The sequence below is a fragment of the Mycobacterium sp. 050272 genome (genome assembly GCF_039023525.1).
GTDB lineage: Bacteria > Actinomycetota > Actinomycetes > Mycobacteriales > Mycobacteriaceae > Mycobacterium.
The window spans coordinates 120,202-143,753 of sequence record NZ_JBCHKV010000004.1; the positions used below are offsets into that span (position 1 = coordinate 120,202).

At 66.3% G+C, this 23,552-nt stretch carries 23 protein-coding genes; 17 read left to right on the forward strand and 6 right to left on the reverse strand.

The window, feature by feature from the left end; translation table 11 throughout:
* Nucleotides 1–11: 11 nt before the first annotated feature.
* Nucleotides 12–218, reverse strand: coding sequence for a hypothetical protein (locus AAHS21_RS10525; RefSeq protein ID WP_342927613.1), 207 nt, complete (start codon nucleotides 216–218; stop codon nucleotides 12–14).
* A gap of 131 nt (nucleotides 219–349) precedes the next feature.
* On the opposite strand from AAHS21_RS10525, the gene AAHS21_RS10530 reads away from it, so the two are divergent.
* Nucleotides 350–3,058, forward strand: coding sequence for an FHA domain-containing protein (locus AAHS21_RS10530; protein WP_342927897.1), 2,709 nt, complete (start codon nucleotides 350–352; stop codon nucleotides 3,056–3,058).
* Between the two features lie 31 nt (nucleotides 3,059–3,089).
* Here the strand turns inward: AAHS21_RS10530 and AAHS21_RS10535 are convergent, their stop codons facing one another.
* The gene (locus AAHS21_RS10535; protein ID WP_342927614.1) at nucleotides 3,090–3,254 is read right to left on the reverse strand and encodes a hypothetical protein; all 165 of its coding nucleotides are present in this window, start codon (nucleotides 3,252–3,254) and stop codon (nucleotides 3,090–3,092) included.
* Between the two features lie 323 nt (nucleotides 3,255–3,577).
* On the opposite strand from AAHS21_RS10535, the gene AAHS21_RS10540 reads away from it, so the two are divergent.
* From AAHS21_RS10540 to fadD1, 9 genes are read left to right on the forward strand one after another with little or no spacing between them, the layout of a single operon-like run.
* Nucleotides 3,578–4,756 carry an acyl-CoA dehydrogenase family protein gene (locus tag AAHS21_RS10540; RefSeq protein WP_342927615.1) on the forward strand — a complete coding sequence of 393 codons (1,179 nt, stop codon included), beginning with the start codon at nucleotides 3,578–3,580 and terminating at the stop codon, nucleotides 4,754–4,756.
* Between the two features lie 3 nt (nucleotides 4,757–4,759).
* Nucleotides 4,760–5,881, forward strand: a complete 1,122-nt coding sequence (locus AAHS21_RS10545; protein WP_342927616.1) for an acyl-CoA dehydrogenase family protein — start codon at nucleotides 4,760–4,762, stop codon at nucleotides 5,879–5,881.
* Nucleotides 5,874–6,374: a MaoC family dehydratase N-terminal domain-containing protein gene (locus tag AAHS21_RS10550; RefSeq protein WP_342927617.1), complete on the forward strand. Its 501-nt coding sequence runs from the start codon at nucleotides 5,874–5,876 to the stop codon at nucleotides 6,372–6,374. Before AAHS21_RS10545 ends, AAHS21_RS10550 begins: the two co-directional genes overlap by 8 nt.
* Nucleotides 6,375–6,381: 7 nt before the next feature.
* Nucleotides 6,382–6,822 (forward strand): acyl dehydratase, encoded by a 441-nt coding sequence (locus tag AAHS21_RS10555; RefSeq protein ID WP_342927618.1) that lies wholly within the window; start codon nucleotides 6,382–6,384, stop codon nucleotides 6,820–6,822.
* Nucleotides 6,819–8,021 carry a thiolase family protein gene (locus AAHS21_RS10560; RefSeq protein ID WP_342927619.1) on the forward strand — a complete coding sequence of 401 codons (1,203 nt, stop codon included), beginning with the start codon at nucleotides 6,819–6,821 and terminating at the stop codon, nucleotides 8,019–8,021. The genes AAHS21_RS10555 and AAHS21_RS10560 overlap by 4 nt, the downstream gene beginning before the upstream one ends.
* 4 nt (nucleotides 8,022–8,025) lie before the next feature.
* Entirely contained in the window at nucleotides 8,026–8,436 is a 411-nt protein-coding gene (locus AAHS21_RS10565; RefSeq protein WP_342927620.1) for an OB-fold domain-containing protein, read from the forward strand.
* 26 nt (nucleotides 8,437–8,462) lie between these two features.
* Nucleotides 8,463–9,413 (forward strand): alpha/beta hydrolase, encoded by a 951-nt coding sequence (locus AAHS21_RS10570; RefSeq protein WP_342927621.1) that lies wholly within the window; start codon nucleotides 8,463–8,465, stop codon nucleotides 9,411–9,413.
* Entirely contained in the window at nucleotides 9,410–11,017 is a 1,608-nt protein-coding gene (locus AAHS21_RS10575) for an NAD(P)/FAD-dependent oxidoreductase (RefSeq protein WP_342927622.1), read from the forward strand. The genes AAHS21_RS10570 and AAHS21_RS10575 overlap by 4 nt, the downstream gene beginning before the upstream one ends.
* A gap of 4 nt (nucleotides 11,018–11,021) precedes the next feature.
* Nucleotides 11,022–12,626, forward strand: coding sequence for a fatty-acid--CoA ligase FadD1 (fadD1, locus tag AAHS21_RS10580; RefSeq protein WP_342927623.1), 1,605 nt, complete (start codon nucleotides 11,022–11,024; stop codon nucleotides 12,624–12,626).
* A 1-nt stretch (nucleotide 12,627) separates the two neighbouring features.
* On the opposite strand, the gene AAHS21_RS10585 is transcribed toward fadD1, so the two are convergent.
* Nucleotides 12,628–13,473 (reverse strand): DMT family transporter, encoded by an 846-nt coding sequence (locus tag AAHS21_RS10585; RefSeq protein ID WP_342927624.1) that lies wholly within the window; start codon nucleotides 13,471–13,473, stop codon nucleotides 12,628–12,630.
* Between the two features lie 96 nt (nucleotides 13,474–13,569).
* Here AAHS21_RS10585 and AAHS21_RS10590 point away from each other — a divergent pair, with 96 nt between their 5' ends.
* Nucleotides 13,570–14,310, forward strand: coding sequence for an SDR family oxidoreductase (locus AAHS21_RS10590; protein ID WP_342927625.1), 741 nt, complete (start codon nucleotides 13,570–13,572; stop codon nucleotides 14,308–14,310).
* Here the strand turns inward: AAHS21_RS10590 and AAHS21_RS10595 are convergent.
* On the reverse strand, nucleotides 14,307–14,816 hold the full coding sequence (locus AAHS21_RS10595) for a hypothetical protein (protein ID WP_342927626.1): 510 nt from the start codon (nucleotides 14,814–14,816) through the stop codon (nucleotides 14,307–14,309). The genes AAHS21_RS10590 and AAHS21_RS10595 overlap by 4 nt on opposite strands.
* 486 nt (nucleotides 14,817–15,302) lie before the next feature.
* Between AAHS21_RS10595 and AAHS21_RS10600 the strand changes: the two genes are divergently transcribed.
* From AAHS21_RS10600 to AAHS21_RS10610, 3 genes are read left to right on the forward strand one after another with little or no spacing between them, the layout of a single operon-like run.
* Complete coding sequence (locus AAHS21_RS10600) at nucleotides 15,303–16,925, forward strand: class I adenylate-forming enzyme family protein (protein ID WP_342927627.1); 1,623 nt, start codon at nucleotides 15,303–15,305, stop codon at nucleotides 16,923–16,925.
* Complete coding sequence (locus AAHS21_RS10605) at nucleotides 16,912–17,685, forward strand: class II aldolase/adducin family protein (RefSeq protein ID WP_342927628.1); 774 nt, start codon at nucleotides 16,912–16,914, stop codon at nucleotides 17,683–17,685. Before AAHS21_RS10600 ends, AAHS21_RS10605 begins: the two co-directional genes overlap by 14 nt.
* A gap of 45 nt (nucleotides 17,686–17,730) precedes the next feature.
* Nucleotides 17,731–18,999 carry an amidohydrolase family protein gene (locus AAHS21_RS10610; RefSeq protein WP_342927629.1) on the forward strand — a complete coding sequence of 423 codons (1,269 nt, stop codon included), beginning with the start codon at nucleotides 17,731–17,733 and terminating at the stop codon, nucleotides 18,997–18,999.
* 4 nt (nucleotides 19,000–19,003) lie between these two features.
* Here AAHS21_RS10610 and AAHS21_RS10615 read toward each other — a convergent pair whose 3' ends face one another.
* Nucleotides 19,004–19,354 (reverse strand): hypothetical protein, encoded by a 351-nt coding sequence (locus AAHS21_RS10615; RefSeq protein WP_342927630.1) that lies wholly within the window; start codon nucleotides 19,352–19,354, stop codon nucleotides 19,004–19,006.
* A gap of 206 nt (nucleotides 19,355–19,560) precedes the next feature.
* Between AAHS21_RS10615 and AAHS21_RS10620 the strand changes: the two genes are divergently transcribed.
* Together AAHS21_RS10620 and AAHS21_RS10625 are read left to right on the forward strand one after the other, a co-directional pair.
* A complete protein-coding gene (locus AAHS21_RS10620; protein WP_342927631.1) occupies nucleotides 19,561–20,379 on the forward strand; it encodes a class I SAM-dependent methyltransferase in 819 nt (272 codons plus the stop codon).
* A gap of 172 nt (nucleotides 20,380–20,551) precedes the next feature.
* Nucleotides 20,552–20,776, forward strand: a complete 225-nt coding sequence (locus tag AAHS21_RS10625) for a hypothetical protein (RefSeq protein ID WP_330979245.1) — start codon at nucleotides 20,552–20,554, stop codon at nucleotides 20,774–20,776.
* Between the two features lie 19 nt (nucleotides 20,777–20,795).
* Here the strand turns inward: AAHS21_RS10625 and AAHS21_RS10630 are convergent, their stop codons facing one another.
* Nucleotides 20,796–21,815 carry a nitronate monooxygenase gene (locus tag AAHS21_RS10630; RefSeq protein ID WP_342927632.1) on the reverse strand — a complete coding sequence of 340 codons (1,020 nt, stop codon included), beginning with the start codon at nucleotides 21,813–21,815 and terminating at the stop codon, nucleotides 20,796–20,798.
* A gap of 94 nt (nucleotides 21,816–21,909) precedes the next feature.
* On the opposite strand from AAHS21_RS10630, the gene AAHS21_RS10635 reads away from it, so the two are divergent.
* Nucleotides 21,910–23,523 carry an arylsulfatase gene (locus AAHS21_RS10635; protein WP_342927633.1) on the forward strand — a complete coding sequence of 538 codons (1,614 nt, stop codon included), beginning with the start codon at nucleotides 21,910–21,912 and terminating at the stop codon, nucleotides 23,521–23,523.
* Nucleotides 23,524–23,552: the final 29 nt, after the last annotated feature.

The window sequence follows — 23,552 nt, forward strand, 5'->3', positions numbered from 1 at the left end:
GTGCCGCAGGGCTAGTCGGTTTCGTCGTCGGATTGGTCGAAGTCCGAGTCGTCGAGGACTGTCTGCTGCTGCTCGAGCCAGTCGGAATCCGTTGCCTCCAAGGGCACGTCGGCGTCGTCGGGCCGGGCCGCGGTCGACGAAGACTCGTCGGTCGTGCGTTGTTGTTCGACAGCGTCGGCGATGGGCACGTCGTCGGGGAACTCACCGTTGTCGTGCATGCGCCTCAGGTTACCCGAGCCGCAACCACCCGAACCCGGTGGCATTCTCGCCGCGCCAGGGCCGCAAACCGGACACCGAGGGGCAACGCGTATCGGCGACCAGTCCCCGATTCGGCCCCGACGCCGATACAGTGGGGCTCGTGAGCCGAGCAGCCCCACCTGTGCTGACCGTGCGGTACGAGGGATCCGAGCGGACCTTTGCACCCGGCAACGATGTGGTCATCGGGCGTGATTTGCGGGCGGACGTCCGCGTTGCGCATCCGTTGATTTCCCGGATACACCTGGTGCTGCGCTTCGATCAGGGCCGGTGGATCGCCATCGACAACGGCAGCCTCAATGGTTTGTACGTCAATAATCGCCGGGTCCCGGCGGTCGACATTCAGGACGGCCAGCGGGTCAACATCGGCAACCCGGATGGGCCGACGGTGACCTTCGAGGTCGGACGCCATCAGGGTCTGGCGGGGACGCCGCCGCTGACGACGTCGATCCCGATCGTCAACCCGGTAACCGGGCCGGCGGATCCGCGGCTGGCCCAAGGACGTCCACCGACCGGCTCGATGTCGCAGGGTCTGCCGCCGCAGCCACCGGCGAGCCCGTCACGGCCGATGCCGACATATCCGACCCCGCCGCCGCAGTCCGGGCCACCGTCGGGGCCTCTTCCGACCTACCCGACCGGCGCGCACCCCAGCGGACCTCTGCAGCAGCATCACCCGACCGGCACCCAGCCGGCGGGCCCGGCCAGCGGACAAATGTCGTCGCCGCACATCTACCGGCCACAGCCGGCCCAGTCTCCGCCGGCCGCGCCGGTCGACGCTCCGACCGCTCTGACGAGCCGCGCCGGTGGCGGCGACGGCTCGAATCTGGCGACGTCGATGATGAAGATTCTGCGGCCGGGCAAGGCGGGCGCGGACGCGCCCGGCGCGATCAAGATCGGCCGTGCCAACGACAACGACATCGTCATTCCCGAGGTCCTGGCCTCGCGCCACCACGCGACGTTGATCCCGACGCCGAGCGGGACCGAGATCCATGACAACCGCAGCATCAACGGCACCTTCGTCAACGGCCAGCGTGTCGACTCGGCGGTGCTCAAGGACGGCGACGTCGTCACGATCGGCAACATCGACCTGGTGTTCGCCGGCGGCACGCTGGCCCGCCGGGACGCCGACACCGCGGCGCAGACCCGCCTCGGCGGTCTGGACGTGCGCGGGGTGACTTGGACGATCGAAAACAACAAGACACTGCTCGACGACATCTCGCTGGGCGCCAGTCCCGGAACGCTCACCGCGGTGATCGGTCCGTCCGGCGCGGGCAAGTCGACCTTCGCCCGGCTGGTGGCCGGCTACACCCACCCCACCAACGGCACGGTCGCGTTCGAGGGCCACAACGTTCACGCCGAATACGCCTCCCTGCGCAGCAGGATCGGGATGGTGCCGCAGGACGATGTGGTGCACGGCCAACTGACCGTCGAACAGGCGCTGGGCTATGCCGCCGAACTCCGGCTGCCACCCGACACCACCAAGGCCGACCGCGAGCAGGTGGTCGCCCGGGTGCTCGAGGAGCTGGAGATGACCCAGCACCTGCACACCCGCGTCGACAAGCTGTCCGGCGGTCAGCGCAAGCGCGCCTCGGTGGCCCTCGAGCTGCTAACCGGGCCGTCGCTGCTGATCCTCGACGAGCCGACGTCCGGTCTGGACCCGGCGCTGGACCGTCAGGTCATGACGATGCTGCGGCAGTTGGCCGACGCCGGCCGCGTGGTGCTGGTCGTCACGCACTCGCTGACCTACCTGGACGTCTGCGATCAGGTGCTGCTGCTGGCTCCCGGCGGCAAGACGGCGTTCTGCGGGCCGCCGTCTCAGATAGGTCCGGCCATGGGGACGACGAACTGGGCCGACATCTTCAGTTCGGTTGCCGGTGACCCCGACGCGGCCAAGGCGAACTACCTGGCGCGCACCGGGCCGCCGCCGCCACCGCCGCCGGCGGAGAAACCGGCCGAGATCGGCGATCCGTCCCACACGAGTCTGATGCGGCAGTTCTCCACGATCGCGCGCCGCCAGATCCGGCTGATCGTCTCGGACCGGGGTTACTTCCTCTTCCTCGCGCTGTTGCCGTTCATCATGGGTTCGCTGTCGATGTCGGTGCCGGGCAATGTCGGCTTCGGCATCCCGAACCCGATGGGCGACGCGCCCACCGAGCCGGGCCAGATCCTGGTGCTGCTGAACGTCGGCGCGGTATTCATGGGAACCGCGCTGACGATCCGAGATCTGATCGGCGAGCGCGCCATCTTCCTCCGCGAACAGGCGGTCGGTCTTTCCACCAGCGCCTACTTATTGGCGAAAGTGTGCGTCTACACCGTCTTCGCGATCGTGCAGTCGGGCATCGTCACCATCATCACGCTGCTGGGCAAAGGCGGACCGACCCGCGGCGCCGCGGCCCTGGGTGTGGCGCCGCTGGAGCTTTTCGTCGATGTCGCGGCGACCACCGTCGCCTCGGCGATGCTCGGGCTGATGTTGTCGTCGCTGGCAAAATCCAACGACCAGATCATGCCGTTGTTGGTGGTCGCGGTGATGTCGCAGCTGGTGTTCTCCGGCGGCATGATCCCGGTAACCGGCCGTATCGGCCTCGACCAGATGTCGTGGGCCACCCCGGCCCGTTGGGGTTTTGCGGCATCGGCGTCCACCATCGACCTGACCAAACTGGAACCCGGACCTCAGGTCCCGAAGGACGCGCTCTGGCATCACAATGCCGGCACGTGGTGGTTCAACTTCGGCATGCTGATCGCCATCAGCATTTTCTATCTGGGCTTCGTGCGCTGGAAGATTCGCCTCAAGGGTGGGCGGTGACCCACGCGGGGCCGGCGATGCCGGTGACTGGCTAGGCCCCCTTGCGGACTGTCTGCTCGGACGCGGCGTGCATCCGATCCGACAGCCGAAGCAGATCGTGCTCGCCTATTCCCTGGGGCAGGGTGTATGCCAGCCGACGCAACTCAACGGCATAGTCGCGCAACTCCTGGCGGAGGCGCGTCTCAATAGTCGGCATGACTTCTCCCGGTCTTCGATCCGCCAATTTCAAGATCATCGCAGCCCGGCCCTGTTTCTGCGATGCGGCCGATGGGTTTTAACGGGAGTTTGACAGCGTATTTACAGAACAGCCGTCTCGGTGAACGGGCGATCACAGGTTGTGCGGCGACGGGTGTCTCGTTCGGAACGGCTGAGACTCGTCGAGGACCGGCGTCAGCGGAGGTGACGCGGTCTGCCGGGGCCGGCCAGGCCCGGACGTGGCCGGGCGTAACGTCTGTGCGAAATGGCGGGCGAAATCCCGTAGCGGCGTTACGCTGGCGCGGCCACAGGAAAGGGGCCGGAATGGATTTCGAACTCGACGCCGGGCAATACGCCTGGCTGACCGAGGTTCGTGAATTCATTTCCGAGAACGTCACCCCGGAATTACGGGCCGAACTGAGCGAGCACGATCTCGAATTCCCCAATGGCGAGGTCGCCCGTTTTCGCCGCAAGATCGGTGAGAAGGGTTGGTTCGGACTGAACTGGCCGCGTGAGTACGGCGGCCTTGGGTTCGGGGCGGTGTATCAACACTTGCTGATGAGCGAATTCGAGTACGCCGGCGTGCCCGGGCCGGACCTCACCGTCACTTCAGTGGCCCCGATGATCATGCGGCACGGCACCGAGCAGAACAAGACCGAATGGCTTCCGCTGATCGCCAAGGGCGAAATGATTTGCGCCGTAGGCTATTCGGAGGCTGAGGCTGGCACGGACCTGGCGAGCCTGCGGACCCGCGCGACGCGCGATGGCCAGCATTGGGTGATCAGCGGCAGCAAGATCTGGAACAGCGGCGCGCAACGCGCCACCCACGAGTGGCTCTGTGTGCGCACCGATCCGGCCGCCGCGCGCCATCGGGGGATTTCGGTAATCATCGTGCCGATCGACAGCCCGGGGATTTCGATCCGCCCGCTCTACGCGTGGTCGGGTTACCGAACCAACGAAATCCACTTCGACGACGTGCGGGTTCCCGTCACGAATCTGATCGGCGAAATCAACCGTGGCTGGACCTACATCACCGGCGCGCTCGATCTGGAGCGCGGTGCGCTGACCAACGCGGGCGATCTGCGTCGCGCGGTGGACGAGTTACGCGACCTGGCCCGCAGCCCGCGACGTGACGGCTCGGTGCCCGCCGACGATGCGGTCCTGCGGCGCCGGCTGGCGCAGGCCGAGGCAGACGTGGAGGTCGCGACGTTGATGGGTTACGAGGCCTCCTCGATCCTGGACAGCGGCGTGATCCCCACGGTGGAGGTCAGCGTCGAGAAGATCTTCACCAGTGAACTGCGGCAGCGCATCGCCGATCTGGCGCTCGATCTGCTGGGCCCGGACGGATTGCTGGCCCACCGCAGCGAAAGCGCGCCGCTGGCAGGCAAATTCGAGCGGCTCTACCGGGCCGCTCCGCTGATGCGCTTCGGTGGCGGCACCAACGAGGTGCTCCGTGATGTGATCGCCCAGCGTGGCCATGGAATGCCTTCCTATGGGCGGTGAGGCGTGAAAGCGATCCCCACCACTGAACAGCGCGAGTTCGCCGCGTCGGTGCGGGCCCTGCTGGCCGCGCAGTGCCCGGTGAGTCTGGTGCGCGCGCTCGCTGAACCCGGTGCCGGTAGCAGTATCCCGGCGCTGTGGAAGGCGTTGGCGGACGCGGGTGTGTTCGGGCTCGCCGTCGCCGAGGAGCACGGCGGGTCGGGTGGCTCGCTCGACGACCTCGCCGTGTTCTATACCGAGACCGGACGCGCGCTGTGTCCTTCGGTGGTGCACAGCAACATCGCGGCGGTGCTCGCGATCGACCAACTCGGCTCGCCGGACGCCAAGACCACGTGGTTGCCGCCACTGGTAGGCGGGACCGCCCGCGCCACTACGGCACTGTGGAATGTCCGTGACGCCGCGGATGTTTCGCCGGTGCTGTATGCGCATTCGGACTCATCCGGATGGCGGCTGAACGGGATAGCCGACTATGTCGCCGACGCCGACGTCGCCGACCTGATCGTGGTGTCAGCCTCGGCTGGTGAACACACACTGGTGTTCGCCGTGGACGCCCGCGCGGCCGGGGTGAAGCTGGATCCACTGGCCATGGCGGGTGGGTACCGGGCGTTCGCGGTCCGGTTCGACGATGTGCCGGTCGGCACCGACGAGCTGCTGAATCGCGACCCACCGGATCGAACGGCGTTGCGCCGCTTGGCCAATGCGGCGGTGTCGCTGGGATCACTTGACCTGGTCGGGGTCGGTCGCGCGGTGCTGGACCGCACCGTCGAGTACACCAAGCTGCGCCATCAGTTCGGCCGTCCGATCGCCTCCTTCCAGGCGGCGCAGCATCTGATCGCCAACATGCACATCGCCGTGGCCGCCGCGCGATTGGCCGCACATTCCGCCGTCTTCTGGATCGCGCGAGGACAGCTGGCGACCCGCCAGACCGCCATTGCGCGCATGCATGCCGCGACGGCGGCCCGGCTGGTCACGCTGGACGCGCATCAACTGCACGGCGGGATTGGTTATGTGACCGAAACCGATCTGCACTTGTGGACCGAACGGGCAAGGCTCGGTTCAACTCTCGGCGGCGGGGCAGACGTCGCCGCGGCCTGGCTGGAGGAAACGTTGGAGGAAATCGGTGAGTGAGGACACCCTGATCGACGCTGAGTCGGCCTCGCGCGTGGGTACCGTCGCCGCGACCGCGACGGGCGAAGTGAATCGACGCGATTGGCAGCGGTGGGCGGCCGCGGTCGGTGACCACAATCCGCTGTACTTCGATCCGGACTATGCCCGCGCCAACGGCTTTCGCGACATCGTCTGCCCGCCGCTGTATCTGCAGTACGCGGTACTCGGCGTCGCACGGCTTGATTCGTTACGGCCCGACGGCTCCTCGGGTGCGGTTTCGGGAAGTCTGGCCTTTTCGCGTGCGCCCAAACGGATGGCCGGTGGCGAAAGCTTCACCTTTCATCTGCCGGCCTATCACCGCGACGAGGTCGAAATGGTGCGCACTATCGAGTCCATCGTCGAAAAGCAAGGCCGCTCCGGCACCTTCGTTCTGGTCACCTGGCACACCGTGTACCACAACCAGCACCGTGAACTGGTCGCCGAGGCCTCGACGTCGATGATCGCCCGACCCTAGGAACGTGATGACTGGACAGGTGTTTTACGAGGACGTCGGCGTCGGCGAGCGTATTCCCACGCTGACCGTCACCACAGACGAGACTCAGCTGTTCTTCTTCAGCGCCGCCACGTACAACGGTCACCGCATCCACTACGACAAACAGTGGGCCCGCGATGTGGAGGGCTACGACGACGTGTTGGTGCACGGCCCGCTTCAGGCGGCACTGCTGGCCCGCGCGCTCGGCGACTGGATCGGCGGGCGCGGTCGTCTGGTCTGCTTCTCGGTGCAAAACCGGGCCACCGCGTCGCCCGGCCAATCGCTGACGTTCGGTGCCATGGTCACCGGCAAACGCTTGACGGACGGTGCCGGCCTGGTGGATCTCGAGATCAGTGGCCGCCGCGGCGACACTGTCCTGATGCCCGGAACCGCGACGGTCGAACTGCCGCTGCGCGCAACGCCGTCGTGACCGGACTGCGGGGCGAGGCGGCGATCGTCGGCATCGCGGAGTTGCCGGCGCAGCGTCGTGCGGCAGGTCCGCCGCTGTTCACCCTCGACCAGTACGCGCTGCTGGCGAAGATGGCCGTCGAGGATGCCGGCGTCGATCCGTCCCACATCAACGGTCTGCTGACCCATGGCGTGGCGGAATCGACGATGTTCGCCCCGGCGACGCTGTGCGAGTACCTGGGCTTGCCCCTGGATTTCGGCGAACGTGTCGATCTGGGCGGTGCGAGCTCCGCCGGAATGATCTGGCGGTCTGCCGCCGCGATCGAACTGGGCATCTGCGACGCCGTGCTCGCCGTGGTACCTGGGTCCGCATCGGTGCCCCAATCCGACAAACGCCCAGCGCCGGCGCCGAATTGGTTTGGGGCATCGTCGAATAACTATGGGTCGCCGCAGGCCGAGTTCGAAATCCCATACGGCAACCTGGGCCAGAACGCACCATACGCGCAGATCGCGCAGCGCTACGCCGCGGAATTCGGTTATGACCCCGCGGCGGTCGCCAAGATCGCGGTCGACCAGCGCACCAACGCCTGTGCGCATCCCGGCGCGGTTTTCCACGGCACCCCGATCACCGTCGACGACGTCCTCGCCAGCCCGATGATCGCCGATCCGATCCACATGCTCGAAACGGTGATGCGCGTTCACGGGGGAGTGGGCGTTCTGCTTGCCAATGCTGACATCGCCCGCCGCAGCCGTCACCGCCCGGTGTGGATCAAGGGTTTTGGCGAGCACATCGCGTTCAAGACGCCCACCTATGCCGAGGACTTGCTGCACACCCCGATCGCACGCGCCGCCGAGAAGGCATTTGCGATGTCCGGGCTGGATCGGTCCGATGTCGATATCGCCTCCATCTATGACTGCTACACGATTACGGTGCTGATGAGCCTGGAGGATGCCGGCTTCTGCGCCAAGGGCGACGGCATGTCGTGGGTCGCCGGGCATGACCTGACCTACCGCGGTGACTTTCCGCTGAACACTGCCGGGGGCCAGCTGTCGTTCGGTCAGGCCGGTATGGCCGGTGGCATGCATCACGTCGTCGACGGGGCGCGCCAGGTCATGGGACGAGCCGGCGACGCCCAGGTGCCGGACTGTCACACCGCGTTCGTCACCGGCAACGGCGGCATCATGAGCGAGCAGGTCGCGCTGATCATGCGGGGGGACTGACGCCTTGAGTACCGAACCCCGTCCGGTTCCCGAGCCCACGCCGGTGTCGAAGCCCTTCTGGGACGGCTTGGCCCAGCATCGAATCGTGGTGCAGTACTCGCCCTCCCTGGACCGCTACGTGTTCTATCCGCGCACGCTCGCCCCCGGAACTCTGGCCGATGATCTGGAATGGCGCGAAATCGACGGTGCGGGAACGCTGTACACCTTCACGGTTGCCCGCAGGCCCACCGCCCCGCCCTGGGCGGATGCTGTGCCGCAATTGCTCGCCGTGGTGCAATGGGATGCCGGACCGCGGATCAGCACCGAATTGGTCGACATCGACCCCAGCGACATCCGGATCGGCATGCGGGTCCAGCCGGTGTTCTACGATCTGCCCGAGGCCGGCATCACCCTGTTGCGATATCGGCCCGGGTGACCTCAACGGTGAGGTCGGAGGTGCAGATGGACGATGTCGTGCAGGCGATGCTCGACCAGTTGAACGTGGGGTTCCCGCGCGTCGAGACCATGACCGGTGCGCAGGCGCGCGCCGCGGTGGCCGCCCGCCGGACGCCGGTCAGCAACATCGATGACGTCGAGAGCACCACCGACCGCGCAGTACCCGGCCCCGAGGGGCCCATCGGCGTGCGCATCTACTGCCCGCGCGGCGTGCCCGCCACGGACCGTGCCGGAATCGTGTTCTACCACGGGGGCGGATTCGTCTTCTGCGACATCGAATCCCACGATGGCTTCTGCCGGGCCCTGGTTCGCGGCAGTCAGGCCGTTGTGGTGTCCGTCGACTACCGTTTGGCCCCCGAGCATCCCGCGCCCGCGGCGGTGCACGATGCCTTCGCGGGGTTCTGCTGGGTGATCGAGCACGCCGCCGAACTCGGCATCGATCCCGCGCGCACTGCCGTCGCCGGTGACAGCGCCGGCGGGAATCTCGCCGCGGTCACCGCGATCCTGTGCCGAGACCAGCGCGTCACCCAACCTGCCGCGCAGGTGCTGATCTACCCGGTGATGGATCCGAGCTTCGACACCGACAGTTACCACCGCTATCGCACCGGATACTTCAACACCCGGGCGGCGATGCAGTGGTACTGGCATCAATACGTCGGTGCCGAACGGGTCGTGGACCCGCCCCACCTGGTGGCCCCCGCACGGGCGGACTCGCACGCGGGCCTGGCACCCGCGGTGATCGTCACCGCGGGACTGGATCCCCTGCACGACGAGGGGTGCGCCTACGCTCGCCGGCTGCGCGATGCGGGAGTATCGATCGTGCACCGCGACTTTCCCGGATTGTTCCACGGCTTCATGACCATTCCATCCTTCGGGCCCGCGACCTCGGCGCAGGACCTGCTCTTCGCCGACCTGCGCCAACTCTTGCACCCGGCCCCCCGAGGCGGCTCGCTATGACCGAGGTAAGCGACGTCATCGTGATCGGCGCCGGGTTCGCCGGGCTCTATGCCGTGCACCGGCTCGCGACGTCGGGCCTGTCGGTGATCGGCGTCGAGGCGGCTCCCGATGTGGGCGGCACCTGGTATTGGAATCGCTATCCGGGAGCGCGATGCGATGTCGAAAGTGTGGACTATTCCTACTCTTTCGATGACGAGTTGCAGAGGAGCTGGCAGTGGAGCGAGCGCTTCGCGGCGCAGCCTGAGATCCTGGCCTACCTGCGGCACGTCGCCGACCGCTTCGAGCTGCGTCGCCATTATCGATTCGGTGTCGACGTGGTCGGTGCCGCCTTCGATCAAGGTCGTTGGCACGTCCAGACCGCGACCGGACAAACCTATGCGGCACAGTTTCTGTTGTGCGCGACCGGCTGCTTATCGGCGGTGAATCGGCCCAATATCACTGGCGTTGAAGCCTTTTCGGGCGAGGTGTATTTCACGGCCGCGTGGCCGCGCGACGATCCCGATCTGCGCGGCAAGCTGGTCGGCCTAATCGGCACCGGATCATCCGGAATCCAGGTGGCGCCGATCGTCGCCGACCAAGCCCAGCAACTCGTCGTGTTTCAGCGATCGGCGAACTACACGATCCCAATGCCCAACCGGCCGTGGTCAATCGAGGAACAACGAGAGATCCAGGAGCAGTATCCCGAGCGTCGCCGGGCCTCGGCGTATGCATCGGCCGGCACACCGCACGGCACCTACCCCAAGAACGCCGTCGATACCGAACCCGCGGAGCAAGCAGAGGCGTTGTGGAAGCGCTGGCGCGAAGGTGGCGTTCTGTTCGCCAAAACCTTCCCCGACCAGACCAGTGATTTGGCCGCCAACGACGTCGCCCGGCGGTTCGCCGAGGCGCGGATCCGGGAAATCGTGACCGACCCCGCCGTCGCAACCGATCTCATCCCGGTCGACCATCCGATCGGAACCAAACGGATCTGCACGGACAACGGGTACTACGCCATTTTCAACCGCGACAACGTGCAGCTGGTGAACCTGCGCCGCGAACCCATCCGGGAGATCACGCCGCATGGGGTACGCACCAGCGCGGCGACCTATCCGCTCGATGTGCTGATCTTCGCCACCGGGTTCGACGCCATGACGGGGGCGTTGACTCGAATCAACCCGTGCGGACCCGGGGGCGAGCGACTCCGGGACATCTGGCGTGACGGACCGCTGACCTTCCTCGGCCTGATGGTGCCTGGTCTGCCGAATCTGTTCACGATCAGCGGGCCGGGGAGTCCGTCGGTGCTGGCGAATATGGTACTGCACGCCGAGGTTCAAGTCGACTGGGTCATCGACTTGGTTCGAGCCGCGCGACAACAGGGGGTGAGCGAGATCGAGCCGCGCCTGGACGCGGCCCGGGCGTGGACCGATCAGGTGGCCGAGGCCGCCGAGCGGACGCTGTTTCCCAGGGCCGCGTCGTCGTGGTACCTGGGTGCCAACATCGAAGGCAAGAAGCGCACCTTCATGCCGTACATCGGCGGTTTCGGTACCTATCGGCGCCACTGCGACGATGTGGCCCAACGCGATTACGCCGGGTTGGTGTTGACGACGAGATCAAAGGGGAAGTGAGACCGTGCCGGAGACGGTTCAGCAGCTGTTGCGGCTGCGCAGGCATGACGACACGCCTGCGATCGCCCACGGCGAGGTGACCTGGACGTGGCGCGAGCACCTTGCCGAGGCAGAGGCCGAGGCGGCGGCGGTCATTACCCTCGCCGAACCGGATCGCCCGCTGCATGTCGGTGCCGCACTGGGTAATTCGCCGGCGATGCTGCGCGCGATGGCCGCCGCCGCGTTGGGCGGCTACGTGCTGTGCGGGCTCAACACCACCCGCCGCGGGGCCGCGCTGCTTTCCGATATCCAGCGCGCCGATTGCCAGATTCTTCTGATCGACAACGAGCACCTACCCTTGTTGGAAGGCTTGGATCTCAAGGGAATTCAGGTTCTGAATGTGGGATCGGAGCGCTACGCCGACGCGGTGGCCGCGGCGCCACCCCTGACCGCGCACCGCGAGGTCACCGCCGCCGACACGTTCATGATGATCTTCACCTCCGGAACCAGCGGCAATCCCAAGGCCGTGCGGTTCGCACACGGCATGGCGATCATGTGTGGCGCCAGCCTGGTCTTTCAGTACGACGTCACCTCCGCCGATGTCTGCTATCTGGCGATGCCGCTGTTCCACTCCAACGGCATTGCCGCCGGCTGGGCCGTCGCCATCGGCAGCGGGGCGCTGATGGTACCCGCCAAGTTTTCGCCGTCGCGGTTCATCGAGGACGTCCGTCGCTACGGCGTGACCTACCTGAATTACGTCGGCAAGCCGCTTGCTCTGATCCTGTCCACGCCCGAGCGTCCCGACGACGCCGACACGACACTGCGCATGGCGTTCGGCAACGAGGCAACCGATCGCGATATCACCGAATTCGCAAGGCGTTTCGGCTGCCGCGTGGTGGACAGCTTCGGGTCCAGCGAGTTCGCGGTGATCGTGGTGCGCGAGGACGGCACCCCACCCGGCTCGATCGGCAAGCCCTATCCCGGCGTCAGCATCTACAACCCCACAACTCTGACGGAGTGTGCCGTCGCCCAGTTCGATGAACACGGTGCGCTGATCAACTTCGACGACGCCGTCGGCGAGCTTGTCAACACCACCGGAGCGGGTCCGTTCGTCGGCTATTACAACGATCCGGACGCCACCGCCGAGCGGATGCGACACGGCATGTACTGGGCTGGCGACTTGGCGTATCGCGATGCCGACGGCTTCATCTACCTCGCTGGCCGGACCGCCGACTGGATGCGGGTGGACGGCGAGAACCTCGCGGCGGCACCGATTGAGCGGATCCTGGAACGACTGCCGCAGGTCAGCCAGGTCGCGGTGTACGCCGTACCCGACGAGCGGGTCGGCGACCAGGTGATGGCGGCGCTGGTGCTTCGTCGCGGGATGGATTTGCGGCCAACCGATCTCGAGAAATTTCTGGCCAGCCAGAGCGATCTCTCCCCGAAGGCCTGGCCACGCTACGTGCGCATCAACGACGACCTCCCGGCGACCGCCACCAACAAGATCCTCAAGCGCGAACTGATCGCCGCCGGCACCGACGCCGAGGGTGGAGTGCTGCTGACCCGGGAACCGCGCGGCACGACATTTACCATTGCGCCACAACAGGTTTCAGAAGGAACGGCGTCCTAGCTCACTCCGCGGAGCTGGGCGCCTCGCCGAATCGGGCCAGGACCAGCGTGGCACCCACGGCCACAACGAATCCCAGGACGACCACCCACCCCCAACCGGGCCGCGCGGTGTCACCCAGCCACAGCACGCCGACCAGTGCGGGCGCGATGGTTTCGCCGACGACCATCGCGGCCACCGTGGTAGTGACCGATCCGCGTTGCAGGGCGGAGGTGAACAACAGGAACCCCGCGGCGCCGCCTGCGGCCGCGGCGTACAGCGCTGGGTTGGTGTAGAACGCGGCCTTCGTCGGATCGATCTCGTCGACCAGGCGCACTCCGATTTCGACGACACCGAACCCGCTTCCGGCGCCGAGGCCCAGGACGAGTGCACGTTCGCGGTCGGGCAACCGGCCGGCGATGGTGCCGACGAGGAAGATGGCGGCGACGACGACGATCAACGCCCAGCCGAGCCCGGCCGGGCCATGCCGGAAGTGGCCAGGGCCGGCAGCGCAAGCGAGCGCGAAGAGGCTCACGCATACCACACCCACGGCGGTCCACTCAGCCCTGGACAGACGTGCCGAGAGCACCCACACCGACACGATGCCGGTGACCGCGATCGAGGCGGCCAGCGCTGCGGCGACGACGTAAATGGGCACCAGGCGAAGCGCCGCGACCTGCAACAGGAAGCCGACGCCGTCCAGGCCAATGCCCGCGATGTAGCGCCACTGACGCAGAGCACGCAGCAGCAACTTCGCGTCGACCCCGGATTTGCCGCCGGATTCCACCGACCTCGCCGCGACAGCCTGCAGTACCGAGGCGGTGCCGTAACACACCGAGCAGCCCAGAGCGAGGAGGAACCCGATCAGCATTGGCCGACAGTAGCCGAGCGGGCGTCTTCGGGCAGGGCGCGCGCAGCCGGGGCCACAATGGCGCAGTGGTGCGTTCAGCGGCGGGAAGGGATAGCGATGACGGGTATCGAAGGCAAGGTCGTGGCCGTCACCGGGGCGAGCAGCGGGATCGGCGAGGCGACCGCGCGTCTGCTCGCCGGACGCGGCGCACGCGTGGTCCTGGGTGCGCGTCGCGTGGAACGTCTTGACGAGATCGCAGGCGAGATAGGCGATCACGGGGGACAGGCCGTCAGCTGCCGGGTCGACGTCGCCCGTCGGGAGGATCTCGAGCGGCTCGTCGGTACCGCCGTCGACCGGTTCGGTCGCCTCGACGTGTTGGTGAGCAACGCCGGAATCAGCAAGATCGGGCCGATCTCCGACCTGGACGTCGACGGCTGGGCGGCAATGATCGACGTCAACCTTCGCGGGGTGCTGCACGGCTTCGCCGCGGCACTGCCGGTGTTTCGCCGGCAGGGCGGCGGGCACTTCGTGACGACGGTCTCGACGGCCAGGCTGAAGATCGTGCCGACCATGGCGGTGTACGCGGCGACCAAGAACGCGGTGCGCACGGTGATGGAAGGTCTGCGCCAAGAGTCGACCGATGGCGTGGTCCGCACGACATCGATTTCGCCGGGCTTCGTCGACACTGAACTCGACAGGTCGATCGACGACGTCGCGTTGCGCGAGCAGATCCGGCGCGCGATGAGCGAGGTCGGTATTGCGCCGGACGCCGTCGCACGCGCCGTCGCGTTCGCCGTCGAGCAGCCCTACGAAGTGGAGGTCGGGGACATCACTATCCGGCCCACGGTCCAGGGCTAGCGGCCCGCGGGCCGGCAAAGCGGTGCGAGGTAGTGCAACACCAGGGCCGTGACCACGCCATAGCCCAGATGTGGAATCAGGTCGCTGATCCAGTCGACCGCACTCCAGGTGAGCGGGTTGGTAACCCCGAGAACGGTCATCGGTCCGTTCGTGCCGACCAGAGCGATGACCGACGCGACGAGCGTGGCGACCACGAGGCCGGGTCGCCAGCCCAACGCATACGCCAGCCCGAGCACGATGCCCATCCCAATCCCCGCGGCATATCCGGTGAGCGCCGCGAGACCCGAGATTCGGTTGGCGAGCACGTCGCCGCTACCGGGAACGGTGAGGCCGACCAACCTCGCCATGGCTTCGACGGTCCGTTCGGGGGTGCTACTCGTCGGACGGCCGCGCACCGCGATGTCGAGGTACGTGATGACATTCAAGGTGGTGGTGCCCGCCGCGCCGGCGGCCGCGCCGCACAGCAGGCCCGGCCCCAGTTGTTTGCCTTGCAGTGCCGACCACACCCCGGCAATGATAGGCGCGTTGTGGGCCGCATTACGGCCCTACACATTCCCGAACCGGCCTCCACCGGTAACCAATCCTCCGCGTCTTCCGTAGTAACGGCGCACCCGCGCCTAGAATGGCCGTTGTGGGAAATCACATGGGCAAGACGCTGGCCGCATTGTGCGGCGCCGCGGCGGTACTTGCGGTGGCGGTCGGTGGGATTGGTTCGGTTGACGAGTCGCCAAACAGCACTGCCGTTCCGTCGTCGAGCGTGGTTCCCGCGCCTGCCGGGGATACTGGGGGCGTCCTGCGGGTCAAACCCGTCGGTGGCGGTGGCGGTTGCATCAGCGGCCTGAATTGTGGGCCCATCAATCCCGACCGGCCGCCGCCCCCGAAGCGCCCGCCGCGTCTTGTGCACGGTCCGGGAGATCCTCTTCCATTGCCGCGGAACCCATAGCTGGCCAGCCCGCCATCCGGACCCCGCATAGGTTTCCTATCATTTGGTCATGAGCGCCGGTGAGCTGAATACCGAGGGCTCGCCGGCATTCACCGACGACGACCCGGCCCGGTTCCGCGCGGCCGGATGGTGGTCCGATTCGACACTGTCGGACGCGGTGCGGCGCAACGCCGAACGATCACCGGAGCGCTTCGCTTATTCCGACGAACCCGGCACCTCGCTGACATGGCACGAATTCGACTCTGCGGCAGATAATTTGGCAGGCCAACTGGCCGGTATCGGCGTTACGCGCGGTGACCGAATTGCGGTGTGGCACGGGGACTCCAGCGCGATACACGTGCTGTTCGTCGCGATCGAGCGCTGTGGCGGCGTCGTCGTCGGCATCGGTGCGCGCGCCGGTACCCGTGAGGTCGGCGCACTGCTGCGCAACGCGGCACCGAAGATCCTGATCAGCGACCCCAAGCGCAGCGATGATGCGGCGCGGGCCACCACAGAGTCATCGGTGTCCTTACTGGTCTTGGCACAGGAAGCCGGGGCGCCGCGCCTGAACAGTGAAGTGCCCCCGAAGGCGCTCCCCGCCGGATCTCGACTCGGCCCCGACGACGTCTTCCTGATCAACTCGACGTCGGGGACCACCGGCCTACCCAAGTGTGTCGTGCATACGCAGAATCGGTGGCATTACTTTCACCAGAAGGCCGTCGCCAACGGGCAATTGACGTCCGACGACGTGTTTCTGCCGGTTATCCCGATGCCCTTCGGCTTCGGAATATGGACCAGCCACACCACCCCGATCTACCTCGGTGCCACCGCGGTGATTCTGCAGCGCTTCACTGCGCGCGCGGCGTGTGAAGCGATAGCCCGGCACAAAGTAACCGTACTATGTTGTGTGAGTTCGCAATTGACGATGCTGATGGCTGACCGCGCGTCCAGGGATTACGACCTGAGCTCGCTGCGTGTCGTTTTCACCGGCGGTGAGGCGATTCCCTACCGGCCTGCGGTCGAATTCGAAAAGCTCACCGGCGCGAAGATCCTGCAGTTCTACGGCTCGAACGAAACCGGTCTGCTCAGTGCGACAACCGTGGACGATCCGCTGGATCGTCGCCTGCGCACCGGCGGCCGGATCGTTCCCGAAATGGCGGTCCGGCTCTTCGACGGGGATCAAGACGTCACCGCGACGGGACGGGGTCAGCCCGCGTGCCGAGGCCCGGCGACCAGCCTCGGCTATCTCGGGGGTACCGACCACGACAAGCTGTTCACTCGCGACGGCTGGATGCTGATGGGCGATATCTGCGAGCTCGACGCCGACGGCTATCTGACCGTCACCGGCCGAACCTCCGACTTCATCCTGCGGGCCGGCAAGAACATCAGCGCATCACAGGTCGAGGACGCCGTGATGACTCACCCCGCAATCGCGCTGGCCGCGGCGGTGGCGATGCCGGATCCGGTCTTCGGCGAAAAGGTCTGTCTTTATGCCGAACTCGCCGATTCCGCGACCCTCGACCTGCCCGCACTCGTCGACCATCTGCTGGCGCTGGGGGTTTCCAAGGAATTGCTGCCCGAACGCCTCATCGTCATCGACGAAATACCCCGGTCGTCCGGTGGAAAGATCGCCAAAGGCGTACTCCGCCAAGATATTCGAGCAAAGATGGAGGCCGGCCATGAACACGCATGATCCACGACGAGGTGGCCTGCAGGTGTGGGCGCCGTCGGTGGTGCCCCCGATCGGGGTCGAGTTGTCCAACGAACAGGCGCTCGCCGTTGCCTTCCGGCATCTGGCCGGCATCGGGTTCGCCGAGAACATGGCCGGACACATCACCTGGCAGCTCGACGGGCAATCCGACATGTTAGTCAATCCGTGGGGACTGTGGTGGCAGGAACTCACCGCATCCGATATCTGCCTGGTAGACAGCGAAGCTCGAGTGGTCAGCGGTCGGTGGGACGTCACCCCGGCCATCCACATTCATACCGAGCTGCACCGGGTGCGCGAGGACGCCCGGGTGGTCATTCACAATCACCCGTACTACGTCTGCGTGCTCGCGGCGTTGGGCAGGCTGCCCGAGCTGGTGCACCAGACCGGCGCGTTGTTCCTGGACGACTTGTGCCTGGTCGGCGAATACGACGGTGAGATCGACAGCCCCGACCGGGCAGCCGACCTCGCGGCGCGCATCGGCCGTGCCAACCTCACGATTCTGGCCAACCACGGCGTCATAGCGACGGGTCGGAACCTGCCCGAGGCGGTATACCGGGCGGCGTCAATCGAACGCGTGTGCAAGCTGGCCTACGACGTCATGCTCACCGGCAAGGAGCCGGTCGCGATGAACTGGTCCGACATGGCGGGCATGCAGCGGTCCCTGATCGAGCGCGCCGCTGCCGTGTATTGGGCTGGCGCGGCACGGATGGCGATCAAAGCGGATCCCGATGTACTCAGCTGAGCTCGGCAAATATCACCGCCGGCCGACGTGGAAGGAGATTGCGCCATGAAATCAATTGACGAGCTGGCCGCCGATCTGAGTTTCACGACCGCCAAGACCGGCGACGAGCGGTCGGTCACGTTTCTGCCGGATCCGCCGCGTTCACCACGCCGCTACACGGTGATCTCGGTCGACGACCACATCGTGGAACCCCCGGACACCTTCACCGGCCGGCTGCCCCGAAAATTCGCCGACCGCGCGCCGCGGGTCGTCGACACCGACAGCGGCGGGCAAACCTGGGTTTACGACAATCAGGAACTGCCCAACGTCGGGTTCAACGCCGTAGTCGGGCGCCCTGTTGCCGAGTACGGCTTCGAGCCGGTCCGATTCGACGAAATGCGCAGGGGCGCATGGGATATTCATGAGCGTGTCAAGGACATGGACCTCAACGGCATCTACGCGTCGCTGAATTTTCCGTCATTCCTGCCTGGCTTTGCCGGCCAGCGGTTGCAGCAGGTGACCAAGGATCGCGACCTGGCCCTGGCCGCGGTGCGGGCCTGGAACGATTGGCACCTCGAGGTGTGGGCCGGGTCGTATCCCGAACGGATCATTCCCTGCCAGTTGCCCTGGCTGCTGGACCCCCAACTGGGTGCGGAGATGATCCGCGAGAACGCCGCGCGCGGCTTTCACGCGGTGACGTTCAGTGAGAACCCTGCCATGCTCGGGTTGCCGAGTATCCATTCAGGACACTGGGATCCGATCATGGCCGCATGCGCCGAGACCGAAACGGTGGTGAATCTGCACATCGGATCGTCGGGTTCCTCCCCGTCGACCACACAGGACGCTCCGCCGGACGTAGCGGGTGTGCTGTTCTTCGCCTACGCCATCTCGGCGGCCGTGGACTGGCTGTACTCCGGATTGCCGAGCAGGTTCCCGGATCTCAAAATCTGTCTGTCCGAAGGCGGAATCGGCTGGGTGGCAGGCCTGCTCGATCGTCTCGACCACATGCTCAGCTACCACGCTATGTACGGCACTTGGCAGGCGCTGGGGGAGAAGCTCACTCCCGCAGAGGTTTTCACCCGCAACTTCTGGTTCTGCGCGGTGGAGGACAAGTCCTCGTTCGTACAGCGCGACCGAATCGGTGTGGACAACATCATGCTCGAATCCGACTATCCGCACTGCGACTCCACTTGGCCGCACACGCAACAAACGATTCACGAGGAGATCGGTGATCTGCCCCCGGGCGCGATTCGCAAGTTCACCTGGGAGAACGCGTCGCGCTTGTACCAGCATCCGGTGCCGACAGCCGTCCAGCAGGATCCCGAGGCTTTCTGACGGCTCACTTGCCACTCTTCGGGCAGGGGCAGTCACCGGAGTCGGCCTTGAAAGCGGCCGCGGTTTCGGTGTGTGCCGCGGTGCGGATCCAGACCGGCGCGGCGGTGGGTACCGGCTTGTCCGTCAGCGGTGCGGTGGTCCCCGCAGCCACCGCCACCGCTGACGACGATCCTGAACTGGCTTCCAGGCACGACGGCGTGACGACCCAGTCCATGAATTGCCAGACCGCGGCGACCAGGGTCAGCAGCAGCAGGACCGTCGCGACCGCGTGGGCCACCAGGTAGTAGCAGTATCCGGTCGAGGTCGGTGGTGAACCGTCGCCAGCGGCAACCATTTTGAACGTCACCTGTCGCATCGAAGGCCCCTTTCTCGGCCTGGCGGTGTCGCCCGCCACAACCGTTGCTCGACAGTTCTTCGGAGCACAGCGGCGATCGGATGGTCTACTCGTGGCTCCGAGGCCACTAGGCGACCGTGACCAGTTTGTCTGCCGGTACTTCTGGGGGTGGCCATCATGGCCCGGATGCGCTTCGCTATCGGTAGGCCGCTAACCAGGAGGGGACTGTGACGACGGGCAAGATTGATTTCAGTTCGGTCCGCTGGGGCTCGGTGGAGTGGACGAACCTCGTGACGCTGTATCTGCGTGCTCACGAAAGCCGTTCCCGGCATCCGATTCTGGGCGACCACACCGCGGCGGAGGCCGTCGACCGGATCGACTACGACTTCAAACGCATACACCGGAACTCGTTGCCGGCGTCCAATCAGTACCTGGTCGCGCTGCGCGCCAAGCAGCTCGACGTGTGGTGTGCCGATTTCCTGTCACACCACCCCGACGCGGTCGTCTTGCACCTGGGCTGTGGACTCGACGGCCGGTTCTTGCGCCTCGACGTCCCGCCGGCCGTGCTGTGGTTCGACCTCGACCAGCCGAGCGTCATCGGGCTTCGCCGGCGGCTCTACGACGAAACCGAGCGTTACAAGATGATCGGCTCGTCGGTCACCGAGTTGAGTTGGCTTGATCAGATCCCCACCGGCCACCCGACACTCGTCGTCGCCGAGGGCCTGCTGATGTACGTGGACGAGAGTGCCGTCCGCGCGCTGTTCGCACGTGTGTTGGACCGATTCGCTGGTGGAGAGCTGCAATTCGACACCCTCTCGGCGCTGGCGCCGTTGCTCTCGAAAGTGCTCACCCGGGGCATCATCAAGTGGGGCATCGGTAACGCCCGTGACATCGAAACCTGGGATCCACGGTTGCGATTGGTCGAACAGACACCGGCACAGGCCGGCTACGAGAAGATCGACAGCACCGTCGTGCGGTGGATATACCGATTCTTCAATGCCTCGCCGTTCGGCCCCTATGACACGCTGAACCGGTTCACCTTCTAGGGCTGATGAGCGAGGCGAGCAACCGGCCAGAGCCAATGCGAGTTCTTTGCTGCACAATCGCGAAGTCCGCATCAACCTCGGCATTGCGTCGACGATTGCCAATCGGTAACGTCGGTGCTCAGCAAACTCTGGCGTCGGGATCCAGGGGGTGGGCGCGAGCAGGAGGCATTCTGTGAAGAAATTGATCGCTGCAGGTATCTTGGCGTTTTCGGCAACGATGACCACCGGGGTGGGGGTCAGCAACGCGGATGAGATCCTCGTCGAAGGCAACTATGCGACGGAGGCTGGGTGTATGGCGGACGGCCCGCATGTCGAGGTCGTCCACCCCGGCACCTGGACACACTTTTCCTGTGTCCAGCATTCCGACGGTCTTTGGTATCTGTACCTGAGCAACTGAGTCCGGCCGCCGCCGGCTCTCACAGATCGGTGGCGAGCCGCCGCAGAATGTCCGCGGTGGGTTCGGCGGTGGCGTGCCGGTACCCCGTCCCCGCCCACAGGTGGACGTAGTCGGGCTTGCCCGCCGCCGCGGCGGCTTTGCGCAGCGGACTCGTCAGGTGGTGGATCGCGGGGTAGCCGAACGGTGCTTGCTCCTCGTGGTTGTCGATGAACGTGTTGCGCAGTCCGCGGGCGGGTCGTCCGGTGAAGGCGTGAGTCAGCACCGTTTCGGTTCGAGCGGGATCGGTGAGGGCCGCCTGGTGGGTTGCCGACGCACCGCTTTCGGTGGCACGGAGCAGAACAGTGCCGACGACGGCCGCGGCGGCACCGGCGCGGATCACGTCGGCCACCGCTTCGGGTGTTGCCAGCCCACCGGCGGCCAGCACCGGCAGCGGCACCGTCGCGGTGACCTGTTCGACCAGGTCGACGATCGGGACCGGCTGCACTGGCCGCAGAGGTGTCAGGGTGCCGGAATGCCCGCCGGCGACGGCAGCCTGTACGGCCAGCATGTCCACGCCGGCATCCCGGGCTTGCAGCGCCTCCTGCGCCGTCGTCACCGTTTGGACCACCACGGTTTTGGCCTGCTGCAGCGCTGCGATCACGCTGCGCGGCGGGATGCCGAACGTGAACGACACCATCGGCACCGGGTCATCGAGCAGCAGCGCGATCTTCTCGTCGAACCGATCGGTGTCCTCGATAGGCTCGGCAGGCAGAGCCAGGCCGAACTGCTCGGCCTCCTTCTGGATGATCGCTGCGTAAGCCCGATAGCGGTCCGGGTCGACCGGCACCGGATTGGGTGCAAACAGGTTGATGCCGAACGGGATTCCCTCGGCACGCACGCTCTTGAGCTCGGCCTCGACGGCCTGGACCGTCTTATAGCCCGCGGCGAGCATGCCCAGCCCACCTGCCCCGGTGGCCGCCGACACCATCGCCGGCGTGGTCGGGCCGCCCGACATCGGGGCGGCAACCAGAGGAATCGACATCTCAAATTGTGCCAACATGGGGCGCCCCTCCGGTGTCAGTGTTGTCCCGAATCGAGCCTAGTCAGTTCTCGAACGTTCCATTCGGGTGCCGGACCTGACAGGATGCTTCACCGTGAAGCGGCCTAACTTTTTGGTGATCCTGGCAGACGACCTCGGCTTTTCCGACATCGGTGCGTTCGGCAGCGAAATCGAAACCCCCAACCTCGACCGTCTCGCGCACGCGGGCATCAGGCTCACCGATTTCCATTCGGCGCCGGCCTGCTCGCCGACCCGAGCGATGCTGATGACCGGAACGGACCACCACGTCGCCGGTATCGGCACGATGCTGGAAGTCGCGATCCCCGGATTTCAGGGCGCGCCCGGCTACGAGGGCTACCTCAACGACCGCGTCGTCGCGCTGCCGGAACTGTTGCGCGACGCCGGATATTTCACCCTGATGTCGGGCAAATGGCATCTGGGCCACACGATTGAAAGATCGCCGTGGGCGCGGGGTTTCGAGCGTTCGTTTGCGCTCCTACCAGCGGGTGCCAGTCACTACGGCGGCGCGGCCGGCCGCGGATTCTCGCCGGTACCAACGCTTTACACCGAAGACGACCAGTTCGTCACGGTAGGCGAAGACTTCTACTCGTCGGACTCCTACACCGACACCTTGCTCGGCTACTTCCGCGACCGCGCGCCCGATGACGATCGGCCGTTCTTCGCGTACCTGCCGTTTCAGGCGCCGCACTGGCCGCTGCAGGCGCCCGACGAGTCCGTTGCCAAATACCGCGGCCGTTACGACGCGGGCCCGGATGCGTTGCGCGAGGAGCGATTGGCGGCGCTCAAGCGCCTCGGCCTGTGTGCGCCCGACGTCGAGCCGCACCCGGTCGTCGCCGACGGCGCACCGGAGTGGGCCGACATGACCGACGAGGAGCGCGCGATTTCGGCTCGCGCCATGGAGGTCTACGCCGGCATGGTGGACCGAATGGACTGGAACATCGGCCGGGTGATCGACTACCTGGCCGAGACCGGCGAGCTGGACAACACCGTCGTGATGTTCATGTCCGACAACGGGGCCGAGGGCGCGATCGTCGAGGCGATGCCTCTGCGCGGACCCCAGATCGTCGCGCAGATCGAAAAGAACTGCGACAACAGCCTGGAGAACCTGGGCCGGCCGACGTCGTTCATCTGGTACGGACCCCGCTGGGCACAGGCGGCCACGGCGCCGTCGCGGTTGCACAAGGCCTTCACCACCGAGGGCGGTATCCGGGTGGTGGGTTTCGTCACCTGGCCGGGTTTCGCGCGCCAGGACGCGATCGGTACCGCGTTCGCGACCGTCATGGACATCACGCCCACCGTGCTGGAACTGGCCGGCGTTGACCATCCGGGCACCTCCTACCGCGGCCGCGACGTCGAGCCGATGCTCGGCCGCTCGCTGGTCCCGTACCTGTCGTGCGACGCCGAGACGGTCCATCCGGGCGAGACCGGCACCGGCTGGGAATTGTTCGGCCGCCGCGCGATCCGTCAAGGCGACTGGAAAGCCCTCTATCTGCCCCCGCCATACGGGCCGGGCGCCTGGCAGCTCTATGACCTTTCCTGCGACCGCGGGGAGATCCACGACCTCGCGGCCACCCATCCCGACAAGCTCACCGAGTTGCTGGCCTTGTGGGATCGCTATGTCGAGGAGAACGGGGTGCTCACGGAGCCGGTTTCGGTGTACGACGTCGACCCGCAATTGCTTGGCTAACGGCGTTGTGCGGCAACGGATCTGGGGGC